1 pseudogene is annotated in these 310 nt (G+C 58.1%); it reads right to left on the minus strand.

What is annotated here, in order from left to right:
- Positions 1 to 150, minus strand: a pseudogene (locus AC0L21_RS38105) (IS5/IS1182 family transposase); the annotation flags it as partial.
- Positions 151 to 310: the final 160 nt, after the last annotated feature.

Consider the following 310-nt stretch of genomic DNA (forward strand, 5'->3'; position numbering starts at 1 on the left):
GCTGTAGAGCGGCGCGACCTCGCCGTCGATCCAGTCCCAATCGATCTTGCCGGCGAGCAGAACCAGCTCGTGCTTCAGATTGATGATCTGGTCCAGCCGCGCCCGGAACAGATCGTTCGATCCCGTCGTCTTGTGCTTCTTCGGTCGCATCGGCCCCACAGAATCATGGTCCGCAGCGAAAGGGAATCCACAAACGAAAATTGCAAGGTTCGGGGGCCTCAAGCCCCCAATCCCTGCAATCTCAAATGCCGCCCCAACCGGAAAACTGACTCCTGCTCAATCGCTTAGAGCCTTGTTCACGGACGACTAG

It is taken from the genome of Bradyrhizobium sp. WSM4873 (genome assembly GCF_055811355.1).